Genomic DNA, 19,860 nt, shown 5'->3' on the forward strand with positions numbered 1-19,860 from the left:
GGTGGGGCCACACCTCCCGGCGATCGGGGGCGCTAGTCGAAGAGGGGGCCCACAGTGCGCGTCCGCTTCATCTCGAAGAACCCGTCGTAGCCGGCCACGGCGACGACACCGTCCCAGAGCGCGAGTGCTGTGTCGCCCTTGGGGGCCGGAGACACTACCGGTCCGAAGAACGCCACGTCGTTCACGGCGATGACGGGGGTGCCGACATCCTGGCCGACCCGTTTCATACCGTCGAAGTGGCTAGCACGCATCTGCCCGTCGTAGTGGTCGCTGTCGGCCCATGCGGCGAAGGAAGCCGGCAGGCTCACCTCGGCGAGAGCGGCGGGAATGACCTCGTCGGGGTTGATGCTGCCACCAGGGTGAATCCGAGCGCCGAGGGCGTCGTAGAGCGCCTTGACCGTTTTCTGACCGTGCAGTTCCTGTGCGGCAGCCACCAGTCGGGTGTACTTGAGGGCCCTGGGGAAGAACGCACGGTGCTCCTCGGACACATCCTGGTCCTCGTTCAGGACGGCGAGGCTCATCACCTTCCACTCGACGTCGAAACCTCGCAGTTCCGCAACCTCATCCACCCAGCGGGAGGTCATCCAGGCCCAGGGGCAGGAGGGGTCGAACCAGAACTTCACAGAGTCAGCCATGTGAACCAGCCTATGTCTCTCCCCGCTGGGAAAGCGCTTATGGAGGCCCCACGTAAACCCCTGTCCAGAGTGGGTATCCCCAGCAAAATGTCTGGTTGTTGCCCATTTTCGGCTAAAATCGTTCGTTATGCCCGAAAGCGGGCCTCTTTTTTTCGCAGCAACACGATCTCCACGGAAGAAGCTCCAATGCCCAGAACAAGCTCCCATTCCGGCGCCGCCGGCACCGCGGTGAAGACCAAGAATCCGCTCCTGCAGCGCCGGTTAAAGGTGTCCCACGTGAACGTGGTCGACCAGTCGAGACTGAAGAAAGCTCTCGGCGGAACCATCGTCGGAAACACGATGGAATGGTACGACGTCGGCGTGTTCGGTTACTTGATCACGACCATGGGCCCGGTCTTCCTGCCCGAATCCGATCCGACCGTGCAGACGCTCTTCATGCTCGGCACCTTCGCCGCGACCTTCATAGCCCGCCCACTGGGAGGTGTCTTCTTCGGCTGGCTCGGAGACAAGATCGGCCGTCAGAAGGTGTTGTCGATGACCTTGATGCTCATGGCAGCATCCACTTTCGCCGTGGGATTGTTGCCCGGCTACGCCCAAGTGGGCATGCTCGCCGCCGCACTGCTGGTCTTCACCAAACTCGTGCAGGGCTTCTCCACCGGCGGCGAGTACGCCGGTGCGACCACCTTTGTCAGCGAGCATTCGCCAGACAAGCACCGCGGCTTCTTCGCCAGCCTGCTCGACATGGGCAGCTACCTCGGCTTCGCCATCGGCGCCGCACTCGTCTCCATCCTCCAGGTCACCCTCGGGCAGCCCGTGATGGAAGACTGGGGCTGGCGCATCCCGTTCCTGATCGCCGGACCGCTCGGCTTGATTGCTATCTGGTTCCGTCTGAAGATCGAGGAATCCCCCACCTTCCAGGCCACCCTGGACGCCAAGGAGCTTGCCTCAGCCGACCCCTCGTTCAGTGACGAATCCACCGCGTCCAACGGCCCGGTCAGCATCGTCAAGGCCCATTGGCGCGGCATCGTGGTGGCCATGATCCTGGTGGCAGCGGCAAACTCGCTCGGCTACGCGCTCACCTCCTATATGCCCACCTACCTCACGGCCACGAAGGGCTACGACGAGCTGCACGGCACGCTGCTGACCATTCCGATCCTCGTCATCATGGCTCTCTGCATCCCGCTGGCCGGTCGCCTGTCGGACAAGATCGGTCGCCGTCCCGTGCTCTGGATGGGTTCGGCCACTGCCGTGGCACTCTCGATCCCCGCCTTCATGCTGATCGGCGTCGGAGAGATCTGGACAACGTTGCTCGGCCTGGCCCTGATCGCCCTGCCCGTCACGTTCTACGTAGCCAACCTCGCCTCGGCCCTGCCGGCGCTGTTCCCGACCGAGAGCCGCTATGGAGCCATGGGCATCGCGTACAACTTCTCGGTGGCCATCTTCGGCGGCACGACGCCGTTCATCATCGACGCACTGATCGTCACGACAGACAACGACATGATGCCGGCGTACTACCTGATGGGAACATCCGTCATCGGTGCCATCGCGATCTTCTTCCTGCGCGAGTCTGCCGGGCGTCCGCTGCGCGGCTCCATGCCCAGCGTGGACACGGTATTCGAAGCCCGGGAGCTCGTCGCCACCCAGGACGACAACCCCACCCTGGACACGGACGACATGCCGTTCGACGACACGTACGAGCCGCCGACCTCGTCGCTGGACCTGTCGTCGCTGATGGCGGAGACTGAGCCGAAGTCCTCTCCCGAGCCGGAGACGCTGAGGGTTTAGCCACACCCTTTCCACCATGTGCCGCCCGAACGGGCGTCTGCTGCCGCCCTGTCGGCAACAGTCGCCCGCTCGGGCAACAGGTGGTCGGGAAGAGGATCGTAGACTTGTCCGATGATCACGACGCCTTCGACCGAGCCCGTTCCCGGGGTGGAGTCCGCCGCGGGCATCGACCCCGCCGAGATGGCCATTGCGCTACGCGTGCTTGCCTCGCTCAGCGAGATCGACCCCGAAGACCCTGACTTCGTCACCGTGCGGCAGGCCACCGCCAAGATGTTCAAGTCGGTGAAGATGGTGCGCCGAGGTGAGAAGCGCCAGGCGATAGCGGATGCCGACCGCGAGGTCATCGCCGCGACCGCGACAGGAGCGCCCACCCGCATCGACGACGAGACCATCGGCGCCCAGCTGCGCCTCGGCACCGACCGGGCGTCGGCGGGCGAGCTGCTCGTGCCGCGGGCCTGCTATATCTGCAAGCAGAAGTACACCCTCGTGGACGCCTTCTACCATCAGCTCTGCCCCGCCTGCGCCGCTATGAGCCACGAGAAACGGGATGCCCGCACTGATCTGACCGGCAGGCGCGCCCTGCTCACGGGCGGCCGCGCCAAAATCGGCATGTACATCGCCCTGCGACTGCTGCGTGACGGCGCCCACACCACCATCACCACCCGGTTCCCGCGCGACGCGGTTCGCCGTTTCAGCGCCATGCCCGACTCGGCCGATTGGCTGCACCGCCTGCGCATCGTCGGAATCGACCTGCGCGACCCGGCCCAGGTGATCGGACTGGCCGACTCCGTCGCCGCGGCCGGACCACTGGACATCCTGATCAACAACGCCGCCCAGACCGTGCGCCGCTCCCCCGGCTCCTACTCGATGCTGGTCGAGGCCGAGCAGTCGCCGCTGCCGGAGGGCACCTTCCCAGAGATCGTCACGTTCGGGCACACCAGCGACGCGCACCCCACCGCGCTCGCGGCATCCGTCACCAGTCACCCGATCCTGGCCGCGGCGGCCGGCGCGACAGCCGCGCTCACCGCCGACGACCTGACCGCGCTGGCCCTCGCGCCGGGCTCCTCGTCGCTCGAGCGCCTCGCCGCAGGCACCGCAATCGACGCCGGCGGGCTCGTGCCCGACCTGCACGACGAAAACAGCTGGACTGCGAATGTGCAAGACGTCGACCCGCTGGAGATGCTCGAGGTGCAGCTCTGCAACACCACGGCCCCCTTCCTGCTGGTGAGCCGTCTGCGTTCCTCACTCGCGGCATCCGAGGCCCGCCGCACCTACATCGTGAACGTGTCTGCGATGGAGGGCGTGTTTGGCCGCGGCTACAAGGGCCCCGGCCACCCGCACACGAACATGGCCAAGGCCGCACTGAACATGCTCACTCGCACCAGCGCGAAGGAGATGCTGTCCGACGGCATCCTGATGACCAGCGTCGACACCGGTTGGATCACGGATGAGCGGCCTCACCCCACCAAGATCCGTCTCGCCGAGGAGGGTTTCCACGCGCCGCTCGACCTGGTCGACGGCGCGGCGCGGGTCTACGACCCGATCGTGCGCGGCGAGGCCGGCGAGGACCTCTGCGGAGTCTTCCTGAAGGATTACAAGCCCGGCACCTGGTGACCCCGCAAGCCCCCCTGACGAATTCGACGGAGATTTTCGGGTATTCGCACCCGGGCGCCCGCTTTTGGCCCAATCCGGGCAATATCTCCGTCGAATTGGTTCGGGCAACGCAGTCCCGGCCAGCGAATGCCGCCGGGAACGGGATCGGCGCCGCCTGGGCGGCTCAGCCGACAGTCGGCGGCATCCAGATGTACGGGGTCGTCGTGGTCAGGGCCTGGAAGCCCAGACGCAGCAGGATCGGTTTGCTGTCGACGGAGGCGTCCACCTGCAGGTAGCGCACTCGACGCTCGTGCGCCCGCCGGGCGCGGTGGGCCACCAATGCCCGGTAGATGCCTCGGCCCCGCCAAGCGGCCAGGGTCGATCCACCCCAGAGCCCCGCGAAATCAGTTCCCGGGGTGAACTCGAGCCGGCACGACGAGACGACCTGACCATCGGCCTCCGCGACGAACACGAGCACGTCCTGCGGGGCATCGCGCACGCTGGTCTCGAGCTGACCGGCCAGCCAGGAATAGTCCGAATTCCAGACCTGGGTCTGGAGAGCGGCGATTCGCTCAAAATCGGATCGAGTATGGACCTGCCGCACCTGGACGCCGGCCGGGAGCACAGGCTCCGCCTCCACACGTTCGGTCTCGACGACGACGACCGTCTCCAACTCCGCGGGCACGAACCCGGCCGCGACCAGGCGGACCGGCAGATCGGCCGGCAGGTCGTGGCCGCGGGTCTTCCACTCCACAGCCTCGCCGCGGGCCGCGAAAAAATTGCGGTGCTGCCGGATCAGGGCGTCCAGCGCGGCACCGGTCACGCCCACGTCTCGGGCTGTTTCGATGAAGCCCTGGTTCCGTCCCGACACGCGTAACACCGTGCCCTGCTGGTCATAGTGGATGCCCATGGCCCGATCGGCCGGCATCCACAGCCGAAGCTGAGCGTCGTAGGCGTCACGGAGCAGTTCGAGGTTCGTCATTGAGGTTCACCCTATGCCGACGGCCCTGCCCGCATGCCGATGGATGCCCTCATGCGAACACCAAATTCCTTGGCTAGGCTGGTTATCCGTGCGCTGCGTCACGAGCGTCAGCATGCGCGCACACCGCTAAACCGAGATGGAGAAACCGTTGCCCGGAGAAAACCTCACCAGGATCGAAGCCCAGGAGCGCGCCGCGCTCATCACCGTTGCGAGCTACGAGGTCACGCTTGACCTCACGACCGGTCCGGAAACGTTCGGCAGCGAGACCACGGTGCACTTCACCGCGACGCCCGGGGCGTCGACCTTCATCGACGCGATCACCCGCAGCGTGCACTCGGTGACTCTCAACGGCGCCGCGCTCGACCCCGCAGTCGTCAGTGACGGCATCCGGATTCAGCTCGACGGGCTCGCCGCCGAGAACACGCTCACCGTCGTAGCCGACGCCGAATATACGAACACCGGCGAGGGCCTGCATCGCTTCGTCGACCCGGTCGACAACGAGGTCTACCTCTACAGCCAGTTTGAAGTGCCCGACTCCCGTCGCGTCTTCGCCGTGTTCGAGCAGCCTGACCTCAAGGCCACGTTCGCCTTCACGGTCACCGCGCCCGGCGCCTGGGAGGTCATCTCCAACTCCGCCACGCCCGAGCCGACGGATGCCGGCAACGAATCCAAGACCTGGACGTTCGCCCCCACGCACACCATCTCCAGCTACATCACGGCCCTTGTCGCCGGTCCGTACGCCGTTGTACGGAGCGAGTTGACCTCCAGCGACGGGCGCGTCATTCCGCTCGGCCTCTTCTGCCGCAAGAGCCTGTTCGAATACCTCGACGCGGACTACCTGTTCGAGAAGACCCGTCAGGGCTTCGAGTACTTCGAGGGCAAGTTCAACTACCCGTACCCGTTCGACAAGTACGACCAGATGTTCGTGCCGGAGTTCAACGCGGGCGCCATGGAGAACGCCGGTGCGGTCACCTTCACGGAAACCTACGTGTTCCGCTCCAAGGTCACGGACGCCATCAAGGAACGCCGCGTCGTCACCGTGCTGCACGAGTTGGCGCACATGTGGTTCGGCGACCTGGTCACCATGAAGTGGTGGAACGACCTGTGGCTGAACGAGTCGTTCGCCGAGTGGGCGTCGACCATGGCCACCGCCGAGGCCACCGAGTGGACCGAAGCGTGGACCACTTTCGCCGTGATGGAGAAGAGCTGGGCCTACAAGCAGGACCAGCTGCCCTCGACCCACCCGATCACTGCCACGATCAACGACCTCGAAGACGTGCAGGTCAACTTCGACGGCATCACCTACGCCAAGGGCGGCTCCGTTCTCAAGCAGCTCGTGGCCTGGGTCGGCCGCGACGAGTTCTTCACCGGCGTTGCCGCGTATTTCCAAAAGCACCAGTGGGGTAACACCGAACTCAACGATCTGATGGTCGAACTCGAAGCCTCCAGCGGTCGCGACCTCACCGAATGGACAAAGCTGTGGCTCGAGACCGCGGGCGTCAACACCCTGCGCCCCGAGATCGCCGTCGACGATTCCGGCATCATCACGGGCTTCACGGTGCTGCAGAGCGCCGCCGCTGAGTACCCCACCATCCGGCCCCACCGTCTGGCCATCGGCTTCTACGACCTGGCTGACGGCGCCCTGGTGCGCACGCACCGGGTCGAGATCGACGTCGACGGCGAGCAGACGGATGTCCCGTCGCTGCTCGGCCGCCGGCGTCCCGACCTCGTTCTGCTCAACGACGATGATCTGGCCTACGCCAAGATCCGCCTCGACCCCGCGTCGCAGGAGGTGGCCCTCGAGAACCTCTCCGCGATCGAGAGCCCCCTCGCCCGCGCCATCATCTGGGGCTCGGTCTGGGATGCCACGCGCGACGCCGAGACAGCGGCACGCGACTTCATCACGCTCGTGCTCGGCAACGTGGCGACGGAGACCGAGTCGACCACGCTGCGCACCGTGCTCGGTCAGGTTGTGCTCGCCGCCGGCTACTACGTCGCCGAGGAGGTCCGTACCGCGACGGTCAAGGACGTCGGGGACGCGCTCTGGTCCCTCGCCCGGCACGCCGAAGCCGGCAGCGACGCCCAGTTCCAGTTCGTGAAGTTCTTCGCCGCCATCACGTCCACCGACAGCCAGCTGGCATCCGTCGCCGCGCTACTTGACGGCTCCGGACCGCTCGACGGCCTTGAGATCGACACCGACCTGGCCTGGGAGCTCCTCATCGCCCTGGTCGCCGGAGGCAAGGCCGGAGCGGCCGAGATCGACGCAGCCCACGCCGCGGACAACACCGCGACCGGGGCGCAGTCGGCCGCGCAGGCCCGAGCCGCCATCCCCACCCCGGCAGGCAAGCAGGCGGCCTGGTCGTCGCTGATCGACGTGGACACCGCACCGAACACCATCGTGCGGGTCACGGCCGCCGGTTTCCTGCGCGCCAACGACACCACGCTGCTGGAACCGTTCGTCGACCAGTACTTCGCCATGCTGCAGACAGTCTGGGACGCGCGCAGCTTCTCGATCGCGGAGAAGCTGGTGCTCGGCCTGTACCCGGCCCCGCTCGCGAACCAGTCGCTCGTCACGGCGACGCACACCTGGCTTGACACCAACCCGGAGCCCCTCGCGCTGCGCCGCCTGGTGATCGAGAACCTGGCCGGGGTCGAACGCGCCCTCGCCGCCCAGGCGCGCGACGCGGAGTAACCGCGCCGCGGCATCCGAACCACCTGAACCATCTGAGGGCCCTGCCGAACCACCGCGGCAGGGCCCTCAGACTTTGGACAGGGCGCGCCTCTGTAGACTCGTCTCGTTATGGACTTCGACGCAATCTGGCTTGAACTGACCAACTTCTTCTCCATCATCCTGTGGCTCAAGGTGATTAACATCGTGGCCATCATCGTTGGCGCGCTGGTGATCCGGTGGGTGTTGCGCTTCGTGATCGATCGCGTGGTGCAGCAGATCGTGACGGGCGTGAAGAAGACCCAGAACGTCGAGGACACGCAGGCGCTGAGCGTCTCACCTCTGGCCGCCGTGCGCGTGGTGCAACGCACCCGCACGCTGGGCTCGGTGCTCTCGAACATCATCAACGTGACGCTCCTGATCGTCACGATCCTCTTGATCGTGAACACCGCCAACAGCGAGATCCTCGGTTCCTTCGCCCTGCTGACAGCTGCGCTCGGCGCCGGGCTCGGTTTCGGCGCGCAGAACATCGTCAAGGACATTCTGAACGGCCTGTTCATGGTCGTGGAGGATCAGATCGGCGTGGGCGACGTCGTTGACGTTGGCTTTGCCTCCGGCGTCGTCGAGACCGTCGGCATCCGGGTCACACAGGTGCGTGACGTCGACGGCACCTTGTGGTTCGTGCGCAACGGCGAGATCCTGCGCGTGGGCAACATGTCCCAGGGCTGGGCCCGTGTGATCATCGACCTCGCCATCCCGTATGCGTCCGACGTGGAGGCCGTGCAGAACGAGCTGCTGCGCGTGGCGAAGGCGCTCGCCTCGAGCCGCAAATGGCGTTCCGTCATCCTGGAAAAGCCCGAGATCTGGGGGCTGGAGTCGATCTCCGCGGAGGCCCTCGTGGTGCGTCTCGTCGTCAAGACCCGCGTGGCGGCCAAGTGGGACTTCGCCCGCGACCTGCGCCTGCACCTCAAGAAGGCGCTCGACGGGCTGGGCATCGGGCTCACCCCGCTCAACAGCGTGGTCATGGCCGGCACGGATGGCACGGTGACCGCCGCTTCCGCCCCGGGGTCCGAGGAAACTCCCGATGCCGCCGCAGAGGCCGCCGCCGCCATGCCGGATCCCGAAACGGCTCCGTTCCTCTCACCCATCCCGGTGCGGAAGAACAAGGCTCCCCGAGCTCCTCGCCGGACCAAGAACTCAGGCATCGCCCTGCCTCCCTCGGCACCGGAGCAGCCCGCGACCCTCACTGCCCCAGCAACCACGCCCAAGTCCGCTCCCCTCAAGACGCAGCCAGCCAAGGCTTCGACGCCCAAAACCGAGGCTCCGACGCACACGGCACCGGATCCGGAGGTCCACGATGACTGATGACGCCACCACTCCCCGGCCTGGCAACCCCACCACGGCCGCGCCCAGCTCGGTCCACCTCCGCGACGGCGAGAACGGCGCCGCGATCGGCGCCACGTTCTACGAGCAGGTCGGCGGGCGGCCGTTCTTCGTGGAGCTTGTGAACGAGTTCTACCGCGGTGTCGCCACCGACCCGGTGTTGAAACCGATGTACCCCGAGCAGGACCTGGGCCCGGCCGCCGAACGTTTGACCATGTTCCTAGAGCAGTACTGGGGCGGCCCGGGCGTCTACAGCGAGCAGCGCGGCCACCCGCGCCTGCGCCAGCGGCACCAGCCGTTCAAGGTGAACCCGGATGCGCGCGACCGCTGGTTGCTCCACATGCGCGCCGCCGTCGACCAGGCCGGGCTGCCACCACTGCAACACGACCAGCTCTGGGACTACCTCGAGCGAGCGGCCTTCGCGATGCTCAACACCTTCGACGACTAACAGCAGACCCGCTCGCGGCATACCGTGTGGAAGCGGGCGCACGGTCTAACGTGCGCCCGCTTCCACAACCTGCGCCACGACGGCGAACTGCTCCGCGGCCATGACGACGGATGCCGCGGTGCAGGTCCTAGGAGTCGAGCCCGGCCACGATCTCCGCTGCCGTCTCGCGTCCCATCCGAATGGCCCCGTCGACGTGCTGGTAGCCCTTTCCGGCGAGGTCGCTGCAGGAGAAGAAAATCGGGCCGACCGGAGTGCGCAGGTCCGCTCCGAAGCGGGCCAGCCCGCCGAGGTCGAAACTCGCCGCGTAGGCGCCGCGAGTCCATTCCTCGGTACCCCAGTCGCTCTCGTAGTAGACGACGGGCGATAGCGCCTTCTCGCCGAAGTAGTGCGAGAGCGACGTGAGGATGCGCTGCTTGCGCTCCTCGTCCGACACGGTGAACACGCCGTCGGCTGCCTCGTCGGAGACGAAGCCGACCAGGGTGCCGCGCGCATCGCCGAAGTTGGTGTTGTCGTATGCCTCGTGGGAGAGCTCGTAGGGGCTGAAGGCCGTGCCGGAGAGGCCGTCCTCGCGCCAGAACGGGGTCTCGTAGACGGCGTGCACCTTGATCACGAAGCCCATCGACAGGTGCTGGTGCATCATCTGTTGGCGCCGCGGCAACGGCGGTTCGAATGAGATCCGGGTGTACAGCACGGGCGGCACGGCCACGATCACGCGGCGGGCGCGCACCTCGAGGTCGTCGGTGAGCACGCGCACGCCTGCGGCGTCACAACGCACGGTGCGCACGGCCTGGCCAAGGAAAACATCGTCGCCAAGGTTCTCGGCGAGCAGGATTGGTACCCGCTGCAGCCCGCCCACGACCCGCTCGTCGAGGATGAAGTCGGCGTCGACCAGGTTGCTGAAGCTGCCCGCGCTGGCTGCCATCAGCACGGCCTGCAGGGTGGAGAAAGCGTGGGCGGGCTTGGTGAGCATGGCCCCGGCGATGAACAGGCTGATGTTGTCCCTGGCCTCTTGGTCGTCGGTCTCCTGTTCCAGCCAGTGCCGGAACGAGATCTGGTCGAGCTCCACGGCGTGCGGGTGCGCCCAGGGACGGTCGGGGTCCATCTGTGCCACGAGCGCGTCGAGGGTGGCGATCAGGGCCACCATCTCGCGCTCCGTCTCGGCCGAGACCGGGAAGATCTCACCCTCGAACCGGGTGCGCTCCCCCGCCGCGTTGATGTACACGCTCTCGCCCTCGCGATACCGTGCGAAGGTCTCAAGGCCGAGCTCGGCGATCGTCTCCTTGAGCGCGTCCTGGTCGGGAGACACCCACTGGCCGCCGATCTCGAGCATGGCGCCGTCGATCTCGTCGGTGTGCAGCCGTCCGCCGACCCGGTCGCGCGCTTCGAGCACGGCCACAGTCAGGCCGGCCTTCCGGAGCTCGGTCGCGGCTGTGAGGCCCGAGGCCCCGGCGCCGATGATGACGATGTCACGTTCGATGATGCTCACGGAGTGCTCCATTGTGTTCTGCTGGTGGTTGGGGGAATTGGCGGTGCGGCCGGTCAGGAAACCGGGATGAGCGTGTACTTGGTCGACAGGTACTCTTGGATGCCTTCGAGCCCACCCTCACGGCCCAGACCGGACTGCTTGACACCGCCGAACGGTGCGGCCGCGTTGGAGACCAGGCCCGTGTTCAACCCCATCATTCCGGTTTCGAGCTTGTCGATCATCCGCTGCCCGCGGGCCAGGTCCCGGGTGAAGACGTAGCTGATCAGCCCGTATTCGGTGGAGTTGGCCAAGTGCACGGCCTCGGCCTCGTCGGTGAACGTCACGATGCCGACGACCGGGCCGAAGATCTCCTCGGTCAGGATGGCGCTGGCCGGCGCCACACCCGTCAGCACGGTGGGCTCATAGAACGATCCCGGGCCGTCGGGGCGCTTGCCGCCGGCGAGCAAGGTGGCACCATGGGCGAGCGCGTCCTGCACGAGCGCGTCGGTGCCGGCGACGGCGGCCTCGCTCACAAGCGGGCCGATGGTGACGCCGGTTTCGGTGCCGCGGCCCATCTTCAGCGCGCCGACGCGCTCGGTGATGCGGCGGGCGAATTCGGCGGCGACGGACTCGTGCACGATGAAGCGGTTCGCCGCGGTGCAGGCCTGGCCGATGTTGCGGAACTTGGCGAGCATCGCGCCCTCCACGGCCTTGTCCAGATCGGCGTCCTCGAAGACGACGAACGGGGCGTTGCCGCCGAGCTCCATCGAGGTGCGCAGCACACCCTCGGCGGCCTGCTGGATGAGCTTGCGGCCAACCTGAGTCGACCCCGTGAAGCTGAGCTTCCGCAGACGCGGGTCGGCGATGATCGGCCCGGCGACGGCGGAGGACGTCGACGTCGTGATCACGTTGACGACGCCGGCCGGCACCCCGGCGTCTTCGAGCAGCTGCACGAAGAAGAGTGTGGTCAGCGGGGTGAGCTCGGCGGGCTTGACGACAACCGTGCAGCCTGCGGCAAGTGCCGGGGCGATCTTGCGGGTGGCCATCGCGAGCGGGAAGTTCCACGGCGTGATCAGCAGGCATGGCCCGACCGGCCGTTGGGAGACCACCATGGTGCCGGTTCCCTCGGGGTTCTGCCCGTAGCGTCCGCTGACACGCACGGCCTCTTCGCTGAACCAGCGGAGGAACTCTCCGCCGTAGGTGACCTCACCGTTGGCCTCGGCCAGGGGTTTGCCCATCTCCATGGTCATCAGCAGTGCGAAATCCTCGCGGCGCTCCTGCAACAGGTCGAATGCCCGGCGCAGGATCTCGGCGCGTGCCCGCGGCGCGGTGGCCGCCCACGACTCCGCAGCCTCGACGGCCGCATCCAGCGCGCGGATGCCGTCGGCGGCATCCGCGTTCGCGATGCGCTTGAGCACGGCACCGGTCGCCGGGTCGGTGACCTCGATGGCGGCGCCGCCGCCCTGCTGCCAGGTGCCGTTGATGTAGAGGCCGTCCGGGACGCGGGCGAGCAGTTCGGTTTCACGAGTGGTCACGATGAGTCTCTTTCCGATGCGATGCGGGAGTTGGGCAGTGCGGATCTCCCAGTTGGTCCGTGCGGGTGCTGCGGTGGTGCCGCTCAGGGGTACAAGCCGCGCAGCAGGTGTGCTTCCGCCACCCGTTCGACGGCGAGCACTGTTGCCGCGGCACGCAGGGACAGGTCCCTGGCGGCCGCGTAGTCGACGACCTGATGCCAGGCGGCCAGCATCCGCTCGGCGAGCTTCTGCTCGACCTCCGCGGCATTCCACCAGTATGCCTGATTGCCCTGAACCCACTCGAAATAGGACACGATGACGCCGCCGGCATTGGCGAGAATATCGGGCACGACGAGCTGCCCGTTCGCTGCGAATACAGCGTCAGCGGCGGGCGAGGTGGGCCCGTTGGCTCCTTCGACGATGACGCGGGCCGTGACCCGGGCGGCATTGCCGGCGTGCAGCACTCCCTCGACGGCGGCCGGCACCAGCAGGTCCACGTCGAGTTCGAGCAGCAGGTCGCCGCCGAGCGGTTCAGCCCCGTCGAATCCGACGACGCGCCCGGTGGCCGCCACGTGCGCGCCGAGGCGGTCGAAGTCGAGCCCCCGCGCGTTGTAGACCGCGCCATACTGGTCGCTGACGGCCACCACGCGCACGCCGGCATCCGTGAGGAACACTGCGGCATCGTGACCGACCTTGCCGAAGCCCTGCACGGCGGCGGTGGCCCCGTGCACCCGGATTCCGCGATGCGTCAGCGCCGCGAGCGCAATGTGGGTCACACCCCGCGAAGTGGCACTGGCCCGGCCGTGCGAGCCCCCGAGGCTGATCGGCTTTCCGGTCACGATTCCGGGCACGGTATACCCCACATTGACCGAGTAGGTGTCCATGATCCAGGCCATGGTGCGCTCGTCGGTGCCCATATCGGGAGCCGGGATGTCCTTCTCCGGGCCGATGATCGGCAGGATCTCGCTCGTGTAACGTCGCGTGACGCGCTCCAGTTCGGCTTGCGAGAAAAGCCGCGGGTCGATCGTGACCCCGCCCTTGGCCCCGCCGTAGGGCACGTCGAGCAGGGCGCACTTCCAGGTCATCCACATCGCGAGGGCCCGCACCTCGTCGAGCGTGACGTGGGGGCTGTAGCGGAGCCCGCCCTTGGCCGGGCCGCGGGACAGGTTGTGCTGAACCCGATAGCCGGTGAACAGGCATGTGCTGCCGTCGTCGCGTCGAAGCGGCACAGCCACCGTGAGCTCGCGGCGCGGAGTCGCGAGCAGGGAGTGCAGGCCCGAACTGTAGCCGAGCACGCCGATGGCGGCGCCCAGCTGCGAGCGGGCATCCTCCAACGGGGTCGCCAACGGGGTCGCCAACGGGGTCGCCGTCGCGTCGGTCAGCGTGCCGGCGATGGGGCGGATGTCCAGTGTCGTCGCGGCAGTGGCGATGTCGAGGAGGCTCATGCGGCGGCGAGGACGCTGCCCAGAACCTGCAGGCCCTCGATGAGGAGGTCGTCGGGGATGCTCAGCGGCGGCAGGAAGCGGATCACGTTGCCGTAGGTTCCGCAGGTGAGCAGCACGACGCCCTGGGCATGGGCGGCGGCCACGACACGGCCGGTGAGGGCGGCATCCGGGTCGCCGGTCCCAGGGTCGATCAGTTCGACGGCGATCATGGCACCACGGCCCCGCACATCTCCCACGCGCTTGTCGACGGCACGGATGGCGTTCAGCCGCCCGGTCAGGATGGCGCCGATTTCGCGGGCACGCAGGGCCAGGTCCTCGGTCTCGTAGCTGCGCATGGTGGCCAGGGCCGCCGCGCAGGCGAGCGGGTTGCCGCCGTAGGTGCCGCCGATGCCGCCAACCTGGGGCGCGTCCATGATCTCCGCGCGGCCGGTGACGGCGGACAGCGGAAGACCGCCGGCGATGCCCTTGGCCATGACCATCAGGTCGGGCACGATGCCCTCGTGGTTGCTGGCGAACATGTCGCCGGTGCGGGCGAAGCCGGTCTGCACCTCGTCGGCGATGAAGACGACCTCGTTGGCGCGGCACCAGGCCACCAGTGCGGGCAGGAAGCCGGGTGCGGGCACGATGAAGCCGCCCTCGCCCTGGATCGGCTCGATGATCAGGGCGGCCAGGTTGTCGGCTCCGATCTGCTTCTCGATCTGGGAGATGGCCCGCCCGGCGGCGGCGGCCCCGTCGAGACCGGCGTCGCGGTAGGGGTAGGACATGGGGGCGCGGTAGATTTCCGCGGCGAAGGGGCCGAAGCCGTTCTTATAGGGCTGGTTCTTCGCGGTCAGCCCCATGGTCAGCGTGGTGCGGCCGTGGTAGGCGTGATCGAAGGCCACGACAGCCTGCTTACCGGTGTAGTGGCGGGCGATTTTGACGGCGTTCTCCACGGCCTCTGCGCCGGAGTTGAACAGGGCGCTGCGCTTGGCGTGGTCGCCCGGGGTGAGCCGGTTGAGTGTCTCCGCCACCTCGATGTAGGAGTCGTAGGGCGTCACGGTGAAGCAGGTGTGCGTGAACTGGGCGAGCTGGGCGGCAACGGCCGCGACGACCTCGGGGGCGCTGTTGCCGATGCCGGTCACGGCAATCCCGCTGCCCAGGTCGATCAGGGAGTTGCCGTCGACGTCGATGAGCACACCGCCACCCGCCGCGACGATGTAGGCCGGGAGCGTGACGCCCACTCCGGCCGAGACGGACGCATTCTTGCGACGGCTGAGTTCCTGGGACTTCGGGCCGGGAATGGCGCTGACGAGGCGGCGCTCCTGGGGAAGGGACGGTCCGCCGACCGGGGTGAGGGGAAGGACGTCTATGAGGGTCATGGCTGCTCCAGTTCTGGCCTGTGTATCGGCAAGGGGGGCCGGCACCGGTGCCAATTTCAGAAGGCTACGCGGGGCCGTGATCCACAGCATCCGACACCGTGTACATCACAGCGGGCATCTTTCGCCATCTTGTACACTCAGGCCATGGCTTCGACCCTGGCCCCACCGCTCCTGCCCACCCTGCGCCGCCTGCTGTCCCAGCCCGGCCTCCACCTGCGGCTGATCACGGCCGAGCCCGAACTGACCGCACACGCCCTCGACCAGCCGGTGGAGTGGGTGCACAGCTCCGATCTGGCCGATCCAACGCCGTTCCTCTCCGCCAGCCAGGTGCTGCTCACCACGGGTACCCAGTTCGCCGAGTCGACTACGGATGCCTACTACCGCGACTATGTGCATCGACTCACGGAACGCGGCATCACCTGCCTCGGCTTCGGCACTGAAGTCGTGCGCGCCGGAACGCCGGACGCTCTCGTGGCGGCCTGCCTCACCGCGGGGCTGCCCCTGGTAGAGGTGCCATACGACACTCCGTTCATCGCGGTCGCGCGCTCGGCCGGTGACCTGGTCGCGGAGTTGCGCTACGCCCGCAACACGTGGGCGCTCGAGGCACAGCGGGCCATCTCGCACGCCGCGCTGCGGCCGGACGGCCTCAGCAACATCCTGAGCGAGCTGTCCCGTCAGCTGGGCCGCTGGGTCGGGCTCTTCGACGCGAGCGGAGCTCTCGACCGGGTCTTCCCCCGCGACGCGTTCTCCGGCACCGACGCCTCCCCCACCCTGCCCCGGGTGCAGGCGGAGGCCGGCCGGCTGCTCCGCCGCGGCCACCGGGCGGGCACCGCGCTCGACGACGGCGGCGAGACCCTGACGCTTCAGACGCTCGGGCGGCGGGACCAGCTGCGCGGCGTGCTGGCCCTCGGCGGCGGCCCCGAGCTCGACCAGGCCGGCCAGCAGGTGGTGACCAGCGTCATCGCCTTGGCCGGGCTCGCCCTTGAGCAGAACAGTGCCCTGGATCGTGCCCGCGGGCACTTGCGGTCGGGGCTGTTGCAGGCGCTGATCGGCGGCGACCGGGCGCTCGTGCAGAGCGTGTCCGGTGAACTCTGGGGTACCCTTCCGGTCGAGCCGGTGCGGGTCGCGGTCGTGGCTCCGCCGCCGGAACGTCTGGACGCCCTCGCCGAGCTGCTCGAACTGCGGGTCGAAGAAAGGCCGGGACACCTCTTTTTCGCCCGTGAGGGCCGCCACATCCTGCTCATCGTCGACGTGGCCGCCGGGCCGCTTCTCGACGATCTGGTGAGCTTCGGCCTGCACGTGGGCGTCTCCGACCGGAGCGACTACCGCACGCTGCCGCACGCGGTGGCGCAGGCCCGCCAAGCGCTCGAGCGCGCCCGTGAGGGCGCAGCCGGCATGGTCGAGTTCGAGGTCATCTCCCGCCAGGGTGTGCTCGCTTTCCTAGCCCGAACGGATGCCTCGGAGGTCGGCCGCGCCACGCTGCGCCCGCTGTCCGACCATGATGCCGCGCACGGCACGGCGCTGCTCACGACCCTGCGGGTGTGGCTCGAAAACAACGGACAGTTCGGCCCCGCCGCGGCCGAACTCGCCGTGCACCGCCACACCGTGCGCGCCCGGATCGGCCACGCCGAGCAGCTTCTCGGCCGCGACCTCGCTACGTTCCACGCGCGCGCCGACCTGTGGGCGGCGCTGTTGGCCTCCGGCTAGCCCGGATGCATTTTCCCGTCTCGGGTTCATCGGCCGTGCGACCGTTCCGCCTGAGTTCAGGCGACCGAAAATACAGGAATCGCCCGTGCGGTGTCAGGGCATCCCGTCCTACGGACTGCCGATCATTGGATCCGAGGTCAAACAGCGACATCGTCGCCGCATGTGGTCGCTCACGAACTTGCATGAGGCAGGGTCCGTGCTGCGACGGTTGCCGGACGCCAGCGCGACTCTCGCGCAGGCGATATCCGTGCCGCACTGCGGCGAGTCCGCCGTGTTGCGGGCCCGCAGGCTCAGGCCCGCAAGGACCACGGCTTGCGGCGCACGAGGATGTGGCCACGACTGGTGCTCAGCCGGGTCCACAGGCCGGTCTCGAACAGGCGCACGGGCTCATCCTTCGGTAGGAAGCCGAGGCTGACGGCCGCGAAGGCGGCACCGGCCGGCACGATTTCCAGGCCGGGAATGGGGCGACCCCAGACCTCGGAACGGACCCGCTGCACGATCTGCCCGCCCGTTCCGGCCGGGATCACGGCGGCGACCTCCTCGATGCCGCTCTGTGCGGCCTCGTCGAGGAGCGCGGCATCCGTTTCACCGAGTAGGGTCCAGCCGCCCTGGGGCGGCGAGATGCCGGCCCACGTCACAGTGGTCACCTCGAGCGGCACGGTCACGCTGACGGGTGTGTCCGGTACTTCCACGGCCGCAGTGAGGCGGGCGAGGCGGTCGAGCAGTGAGCGGACGGGAACGACCGCGTCGAGCTCCACCGGAGCGGTGAGCGCGAAGGTCCGCAGGCCGAGGACAGTGGGGCTGGAGTCGAGCAGACCGCGCGGATAAAGGATCGCGGTGTACACGGCGAGCACCTCCGCGGCCTGAATCAGGCGCACGGAACCGTCTTCAACACGGCTGGCGCGGGAGAGGTAGACCTGGAGGTCGCGAAGGGATAGGGAGTCTGGGAGAGAAAATGACTTACTCATCTGCTCCTAAACTACCAAGGTACGGCGCTGGTCACACCGACCCGCCGTCTTGCGCCTGAGGAGGCCACATGGACTTGCCGATGGAGGGCCTCCTGGCCGCCCTGGACCTCACCGACACGGGTGCCCGCACCAGCGAGGACATTTTCACGGGTCCGTCGCAGTGGATGCCCCTTGGCCGCGTCTTCGGGGGCCAGGTGCTCGCGCAGTCCTTGGTCGCCGCCATGCGCACGGTGCCCGACGACCGTCACGTGCACTCGATGCACGGCTACTTCCTTCGCCCCGGCGACGTGGGCCAACCCATCACGTTCTCCGTGGACCGGATCCACGACGGCCGGTCATTCTCCACCCGCCGCACGCAGGCCTACCAGGACGGGCGCCCGATCCTGTCGATGATTGCGTCATTCCAGGACGAGGACGAGGGTCTTGAGCACCAGATCGAGATGCCGGTCGACATGCCCGACCCGGAGTCCCTGCCCACGGCAGCGGATGCCCTGGCCCAGGTCGACCACTCCATCGCCCGTTACTGGGCGAACGAGCGCCCCTTCGACATGCGTCACCTGCCATCGCCGATCTACCTGCGGGTGAAGGGCGAGCACACCGCCCGCCAGGCCGTGTGGATGAAGACCATGGGCCCGCTCCCCGACGACCCGGACCTGCACCGCGCCGCCCTGGCCTACGCGAGCGACTACTCGATCATGGAACCCGTCATGCGCCGCCACGGTGTGGCCTGGGCGACGCCGGGCCTCAAGGTTGCCAGCCTCGACCACGCCATGTGGTTCCACCGATTCGGCCGGGCCGACGAGTGGATGCTGTACGTCCAGGACTCCCCCACCGCCCAGGGCGGACGCGGGTTGTCCACGGGCAGTATCTACAGCCGGGCGGGCCTGCTCCTGGCAACCGTGGCCCAGGAAGGCATGCTGCGCGTGCCCACCAACGCGGAGTAGATTCTCAGGACGCTACTCATCTACACCCCCGACCGAGGAGAACCATGACGAACGCCACCGACATCTCCCGCCGCACCGCGCTCTTGCTCGGAACGGCAGGAACAGCCGTAGCACTGGTCGGTTGCAGCACCGGAGGGGCAGCTGATTCCGGCATCAGTGGCAACGGGCCAGTCGAGGTGGCCAAGCTCGCGGACATTCCGGTGGGAGGCTCGATCGAGGCATCCCTCGATGGCAAGCCCATCTTGATCAGTCAGCCCACCACCGGGACCGTGGTGGCGTTCAGCGCCATCTGCACGCATCAGGGCTGCGTGGTCAAGCCCGTGAAAAACGAGTTCGACTGCCCGTGCCACGGCTCCAAGTTCGACCCCGCGACCGGCGAGGTCCTCGCCGGGCCGGCACCCACCCCGCTGGCCTCGGTGAAGGTCACCGTCACCGGCGACACCATCACAGCAGGCTGAGCCGCCCTACTCGTCCGGCAGCGCCGCGCGCCGACTGAACCGAATGGGCTCCTCCAGGTACGGAGTCCACGCGGCGCGTTCCACGGCGTTGATCTTGCGCGGGCGCTCGGTCACGGCGTCCACGAGCACAATGGTGGTGCTCGCCTGCGCATACAGCTGCGCCGGCTCCAGGCCGATCGGCGTCCACACCTCGTAGCAGACCTCAAGGCTCGCGCCGCCGAGTTTGCCGAGCCACAGCCGGATGTCCACGGGCTGCCGGAGGTACGGGATCGGCGCCAGGTATTCGGCTTCCAGCCGCGCGATGAGCGTCAGCGTCGCCGCCCCCGGGCGCCCGTCGAGCACCGCGGTTCCCGCGAACGCACCAGGTCCGGTGCCATCCTCGTCCGGCCAGAAGGCTTGGATTCGCGCATCTTCGAGCAGGCGCAGCAGTTCGGCGTTGTTGACATGGCCGTAGGCGTCCAGGTCCGACCAGCGCAGCCGGACCGGAACGTGCAGCTTCATCGCGGC

16 protein-coding genes are annotated in these 19,860 nt (G+C 67.8%); 8 read left to right on the forward strand and 8 right to left on the reverse strand.

Annotation, left to right across the window (positions count from 1 at the left end; genetic code table 11):
• Positions 1-32: 32 nt before the first annotated feature.
• Positions 33-635, reverse strand: a complete 603-nt coding sequence (locus E3O65_RS03510) for a mycothiol-dependent nitroreductase Rv2466c family protein (protein ID WP_134362366.1) — start codon at positions 633-635, stop codon at positions 33-35.
• 186 nt (positions 636-821) lie between these two features.
• Between E3O65_RS03510 and E3O65_RS03515 the strand changes: the two genes are divergently transcribed.
• Both E3O65_RS03515 and E3O65_RS03520 read left to right on the forward strand, forming a co-directional pair.
• On the forward strand, positions 822-2,420 hold the full coding sequence (locus tag E3O65_RS03515) for an MFS transporter (RefSeq protein WP_134362367.1): 1,599 nt from the start codon (positions 822-824) through the stop codon (positions 2,418-2,420).
• 111 nt (positions 2,421-2,531) lie between these two features.
• Positions 2,532-4,034, forward strand: coding sequence for an SDR family NAD(P)-dependent oxidoreductase (locus E3O65_RS03520; RefSeq protein WP_134362368.1), 1,503 nt, complete (start codon positions 2,532-2,534; stop codon positions 4,032-4,034).
• Positions 4,035-4,197: 163 nt separating this feature from the next.
• On the opposite strand, the gene E3O65_RS03525 is transcribed toward E3O65_RS03520, so the two are convergent.
• Positions 4,198-4,995: a GNAT family N-acetyltransferase gene (locus tag E3O65_RS03525; protein ID WP_134362369.1), complete on the reverse strand. Its 798-nt coding sequence runs from the start codon at positions 4,993-4,995 to the stop codon at positions 4,198-4,200.
• A gap of 148 nt (positions 4,996-5,143) precedes the next feature.
• Between E3O65_RS03525 and pepN the strand changes: the two genes are divergently transcribed.
• The 3 genes from pepN (at position 5,144) to E3O65_RS03540 (ending at position 9,494) form a co-directional block, all read left to right on the forward strand.
• The gene (gene pepN / locus E3O65_RS03530) at positions 5,144-7,687 is read left to right on the forward strand and encodes an aminopeptidase N (RefSeq protein ID WP_134362370.1); all 2,544 of its coding nucleotides are present in this window, start codon (positions 5,144-5,146) and stop codon (positions 7,685-7,687) included.
• Between the two features lie 108 nt (positions 7,688-7,795).
• A complete protein-coding gene (locus tag E3O65_RS03535; RefSeq protein ID WP_134362371.1) occupies positions 7,796-9,028 on the forward strand; it encodes a mechanosensitive ion channel family protein in 1,233 nt (410 codons plus the stop codon).
• Positions 9,021-9,494, forward strand: coding sequence for a globin (locus E3O65_RS03540; protein WP_134362372.1), 474 nt, complete (start codon positions 9,021-9,023; stop codon positions 9,492-9,494). Before E3O65_RS03535 ends, E3O65_RS03540 begins: the two co-directional genes overlap by 8 nt.
• Before the next feature lie 127 nt (positions 9,495-9,621).
• Here E3O65_RS03540 and E3O65_RS03545 read toward each other — a convergent pair whose 3' ends face one another.
• The 4 genes from E3O65_RS03545 to gabT form a co-directional block, all read right to left on the reverse strand.
• Positions 9,622-10,992 (reverse strand): flavin monoamine oxidase family protein, encoded by a 1,371-nt coding sequence (locus E3O65_RS03545; RefSeq protein ID WP_134362373.1) that lies wholly within the window; start codon positions 10,990-10,992, stop codon positions 9,622-9,624.
• A gap of 41 nt (positions 10,993-11,033) precedes the next feature.
• Positions 11,034-12,494, reverse strand: coding sequence for an NAD-dependent succinate-semialdehyde dehydrogenase (locus tag E3O65_RS03550; protein ID WP_422386398.1), 1,461 nt, complete (start codon positions 12,492-12,494; stop codon positions 11,034-11,036).
• 83 nt (positions 12,495-12,577) lie between these two features.
• Positions 12,578-13,918 (reverse strand): Glu/Leu/Phe/Val family dehydrogenase, encoded by a 1,341-nt coding sequence (locus E3O65_RS03555; RefSeq protein ID WP_134362374.1) that lies wholly within the window; start codon positions 13,916-13,918, stop codon positions 12,578-12,580.
• Positions 13,915-15,276: a 4-aminobutyrate--2-oxoglutarate transaminase gene (gene gabT / locus E3O65_RS03560; protein WP_134362375.1), complete on the reverse strand. Its 1,362-nt coding sequence runs from the start codon at positions 15,274-15,276 to the stop codon at positions 13,915-13,917. Before gabT ends, E3O65_RS03555 begins: the two co-directional genes overlap by 4 nt.
• 144 nt (positions 15,277-15,420) lie before the next feature.
• On the opposite strand from gabT, the gene E3O65_RS03565 reads away from it, so the two are divergent.
• Positions 15,421-16,983 carry a PucR family transcriptional regulator gene (locus tag E3O65_RS03565; protein WP_134362376.1) on the forward strand — a complete coding sequence of 521 codons (1,563 nt, stop codon included), beginning with the start codon at positions 15,421-15,423 and terminating at the stop codon, positions 16,981-16,983.
• 290 nt (positions 16,984-17,273) lie between these two features.
• On the opposite strand, the gene E3O65_RS03570 is transcribed toward E3O65_RS03565, so the two are convergent.
• On the reverse strand, positions 17,274-17,951 hold the full coding sequence (locus E3O65_RS03570) for a DUF8185 domain-containing protein (RefSeq protein ID WP_134362377.1): 678 nt from the start codon (positions 17,949-17,951) through the stop codon (positions 17,274-17,276).
• Positions 17,952-18,019: 68 nt separating this feature from the next.
• On the opposite strand from E3O65_RS03570, the gene E3O65_RS03575 reads away from it, so the two are divergent.
• Together E3O65_RS03575 and E3O65_RS03580 are read left to right on the forward strand one after the other, a co-directional pair.
• The gene (locus tag E3O65_RS03575; protein WP_241985646.1) at positions 18,020-18,895 is read left to right on the forward strand and encodes an acyl-CoA thioesterase; all 876 of its coding nucleotides are present in this window, start codon (positions 18,020-18,022) and stop codon (positions 18,893-18,895) included.
• Positions 18,896-18,939: 44 nt separating this feature from the next.
• Positions 18,940-19,353 carry a QcrA and Rieske domain-containing protein gene (locus tag E3O65_RS03580; protein WP_134362378.1) on the forward strand — a complete coding sequence of 138 codons (414 nt, stop codon included), beginning with the start codon at positions 18,940-18,942 and terminating at the stop codon, positions 19,351-19,353.
• Positions 19,354-19,359: 6 nt separating this feature from the next.
• Here the strand turns inward: E3O65_RS03580 and E3O65_RS03585 are convergent, their stop codons facing one another.
• Positions 19,360-19,854 carry an acyl-CoA thioesterase gene (locus E3O65_RS03585; protein ID WP_134362379.1) on the reverse strand — a complete coding sequence of 165 codons (495 nt, stop codon included), beginning with the start codon at positions 19,852-19,854 and terminating at the stop codon, positions 19,360-19,362.
• Positions 19,855-19,860: the final 6 nt, after the last annotated feature.

The sequence above is a fragment of the Cryobacterium breve genome, from assembly GCF_004402375.1.
Classification (GTDB): domain Bacteria; phylum Actinomycetota; class Actinomycetes; order Actinomycetales; family Microbacteriaceae; genus Cryobacterium; species Cryobacterium breve.